The sequence below is a fragment of the Candidatus Methylomirabilota bacterium genome (assembly GCA_036005065.1).
Taxonomy (GTDB): Bacteria; Methylomirabilota; Methylomirabilia; order Rokubacteriales; family DASRDR01; genus DASYQW01.
Genome location: DASYQW010000239.1, coordinates 1 through 3,461, shown reverse-complemented (window position 1 = coordinate 3,461; position 3,461 = coordinate 1). Strand labels below are relative to the sequence as shown.

The window sequence follows — 3,461 nt, the reverse complement described above, 5'->3', positions numbered from 1 at the left end:
CTGCCCCGACCCTCGTCGCCGCGATTCCACCGGCGTACCCGGTGGTCGTCGGAGATTCGTCAACACCGGTGACGAAGCGCGGGGTCCATCATGCAAGCCCGCGTTTTTTCGATATTCCTTGATGGCCCGGGTCTTGCGCCTTCCTACGAGCGTCGTGACGCAACGTCACCGACAAGGGGAGGCACATGATGAGGCACGTTGGTCGTGGATTACTGATCGGAGCCGCTTCGCTGCTTCTCGTCCTCGGGGCGTCGGCCGGTCGATTGACCGCCCAGATCGCCCCAGCCGAACCCGCATCCGCCGGGCGCACCACATCGGTGAGCCTCGCGGTGACCATCAGGTTTCCGGGGCTCGACCAGGTGGCCGCTGGCGGCCTGGTGCCACCCTCCCCGAGCGTCGGCAAGAGCGTGAGCCGGGTGATCCTGGCCGCGAACTCGGCGCTCCGCCTCTTGACGGTGACCGGCGGGACCCGGCAGACGAAGACGCTCGGCGCCTTCTTCGGCGCTTCCGACGGCGCCGCGGTGCTCGATCCGCAGGTGCTCTTTGACCCGAACGCGGTCAATTCCCGCTTCTACATCGCCGCGCTGCAGCACCGGGGCCGGGCGGATGCCGGCGGGACGTCGCTGCTCCATCTCGCGGTGTCCCGGAGTCCCGAGCCGCCAGACCTGGAGCCCGCCCACTGGTGCCGGTACGCCATCGACGCCAAGCGGGACGGCGGAACAGCCCTGGCGAGCCGCGCGGGGGACTTGGGCCTCGCGGTCGGGACGGAGCGGCTCGTCCTGACCACCGACCAGTACGGGTTGGCCACCGACGCGTTCACCTTCGCCGTCGTCCGCGTGCTCGACAAGCTCGCGCTGGCCGACAACACGGCCGGCTGCGCGCCGCTCCCCCGGATCGTCGTGTTTCAGCCGAGCGCCACCCCCGGCGATCGCTCGTTCTTCGCCCTGCAGCCGGTTCAGACCTCGGGCCCCTGGGCCGCCGACCTGCGGGACCCGGTCTACTTCGTGAACACGGTGTTCACCGGCACTGGCTCCGATGACCGCTACCGCGTGTCTCGCGTCTGGGACACGCCGCCGACATTTCGGAGCTTCGTCCTGCGCGGCCCGCGGCGGTACGCGACCCCGCCCGATTCACCTCAGCCGAGAAGCGCGGTGCGGCTCGACACCGGCGACGCCCGCATCAGGCAGGCGGCCGGGGGACGGGCGACGGCGGAGGTGAGCACGGTCACGTATTTCACGGCGGTCCACGCGACGCGGTGCCCAGGCGGGGGCACCCCGGCCACCTCGTGCGTGATGTGGGTCCGCTTCGAGGTGACGCCGATCGCGACGGGCTTTGCCCGGATCGACCAGCAGCTCGTGCTCGGGGGCGGCCCGGACGTCTTCGACTCGTTCCCGGGCGTCGTCGAGGGCGTCGACGGGACGAGCGTGGTGGTGTTCCAGCGCAGCGGCCCCCGGAGCTACCTGCACGGCCTGGCGATGGGGAAGCCGTTCTCGGCTGAGGGCTTCCTGCCCGCCGTGGTGTCCGTCACTCCGCCCGGCCAGTGTGCCCTGCCGACCCCGTCGGCGCTGGGCGACACGGTCATCGTGCGGCGGGACCCTGTGCGGCTCCACTACTGGGCGACCGCCGTGCGGGCCGCGTCGGTCGCGGGCCGCTGCGTCTGGGAGTCGTCGGCTGCGAGCCTGCGGCCCTGAGGTCGCCGCCCGGCGGGGTCCCTCCGGCGGGAATCAGGGGATCGCTTCGAGCTCGCTCTCGGCCTGCTCCAGCCAGTACCCCATGTCCAGGCCCCGGAAGAGGAGCACGGCGGCCCCGAGATGCGCCTCGGCCGCCGGCCTTCGTCCCGCTCGTCCGTGAACCCGGCCGAGACCGAGACGGCAGTGGGCCGCCAGGGGGCGCATCCCGAGCGTCTCGGCCAGCTCCAGCGCCTGACGATAGTGGCCCTCGGCCTGCTCGAGGTCGGGGGGATCGCGGCGGCAGTCGATCTCGCCGAGGAGGCGAAGGGCGTGCGCCTCGTGACTGTGTTCCTTTCGCTGGCGCGCGAGACTCAGCGCGCGCCCGGCGAGCCGGATCGCGTCGTCCCGGTGCCCGGCCAGCAGGTAGGCTTCGCCGAGACAGGCCACCAGACGGGCGTGGTGCGTCGATCTCACGGGAGTCTCTCGCGCCAGCGCCTGCTTCAGGAGAGGCTCGGCCTCGAAGAGCCGTCCCGAGAGCACGTACGCGTAGCCGAGCAGCGTGGTGGTTCCGAAGACCCAGCGCGGGAATTCGGCGGCGCCGAGGAGCCCGACGCAGCGTTCGAGCGCGGCGATGGCCGCCGGGATGTCTCCCCGGTTGAGGTGGGTCTGGCCGACGCTCCGGTACGCCGCGATCGAGCTGTAGCGGTCGTCGAGCGTCTCGGCGATCCGCACCATCTCCTCTCCCCGCGCGACCGCCTCGGCGAACTCTCCGACCTCGGCCAGGCACCACACCAGCCAGGCACGCGAGAGGACCGAAGGGTAGCCGGTCGAGCCGAGCTGTTCACGGATCCGCTCGCCGTCGAGCCGGGCCGCGGTTTCCCTCAGGGACTCGATCGCCCGGCCATAGTCGCCCAGGTACTCGTAGATCCCGCCGAGATAGTACTTGGCCCTGACCTCGAGCGGGAAGCTCCCGATGGCGGTGGCCACGGCCAGCGCGCGCCGGCAGCACTCGAGCGCCTCCTGGTGGGCGCCCATCATGATGAGATGGAAGGTCCGGGCGAGGAAGACCGTTCCGAGCCGACGCTCATCGCCGAGGGCCGCGGCGATGGCCTCGGCCTCGCGAAGGTACGCGAAGATCCGGGCTTCTTCGCCGACGGGCAGGAGTGCATTGCGCAGCTCGACCCTGACGTCGATGGCCTGTTCCAGGACGTCGCGACTCTCGGGAAGATGCGCCAGGACCCGGAGCGCGCCCTCCAAGTGCGCCGCGGCCTCCCGGAAGCCGGATCGGGCCGCCGCCCTGGCCCCCGCCTGACGGAGGTAGGCGAGGGCCTGCTCCCACAGCTCGCCCCGGACCGCGTGGTGAGCGAGCTCGTCGACGTGTTCGACGCGTCGCTCGGCGTGCAGGGATTCGAGGGCGCCGACGGCCCGACGGTGGAGCAGGCGTCGTCGCTCCGAGGGAAGGCTCTCGTAGGCCACCTCTTGCGTCAGGGCGTGCTTGAAGACGTAGAGCGGTTCCTCCACCCCGGGCCGCTCGTACAGGAACTCGAGCCGCTGGAGCTCCCGGAGATGGTCGGTCATGTCGTCGGCGTCTTCCCAGACCGCGCGCAGCAGGCGCGCGGGACACCCCCGGCCGAGCACGGAGGCCGTCTGGAGCAGCCGACGCCGCGCCTGCGGCAGCCGATCGATTCGGCCCAGGAGGGCTCCCTGAACGGTCTCGGGGATGCTCGCAGGCTCGTGGGCGGAAGCCCGCTCCGCGATTGCCCAGGCCAGCTCTTCGAGGAAGAAGGGATT

Annotated in this window: 2 protein-coding genes; one reads left to right on the top strand and one right to left on the bottom strand. The window is 71.5% G+C overall.

Annotation, left to right across the window (positions count from 1 at the left end; all coding sequences use genetic code 11):
• Positions 1–329 precede the first annotated feature (329 nt).
• Positions 330–1,691 carry a hypothetical protein gene (locus VGW35_17360; GenBank protein ID HEV8309431.1) on the top strand — a complete coding sequence of 454 codons (1,362 nt, stop codon included), beginning with the start codon at positions 330–332 and terminating at the stop codon, positions 1,689–1,691.
• Between the two features lie 33 nt (positions 1,692–1,724).
• Here VGW35_17360 and VGW35_17355 read toward each other — a convergent pair.
• Positions 1,725–3,461, bottom strand: a 1,737-nt coding sequence (locus VGW35_17355; protein ID HEV8309430.1) for a hypothetical protein, incomplete at its 5' end; no start/stop codon positions are given.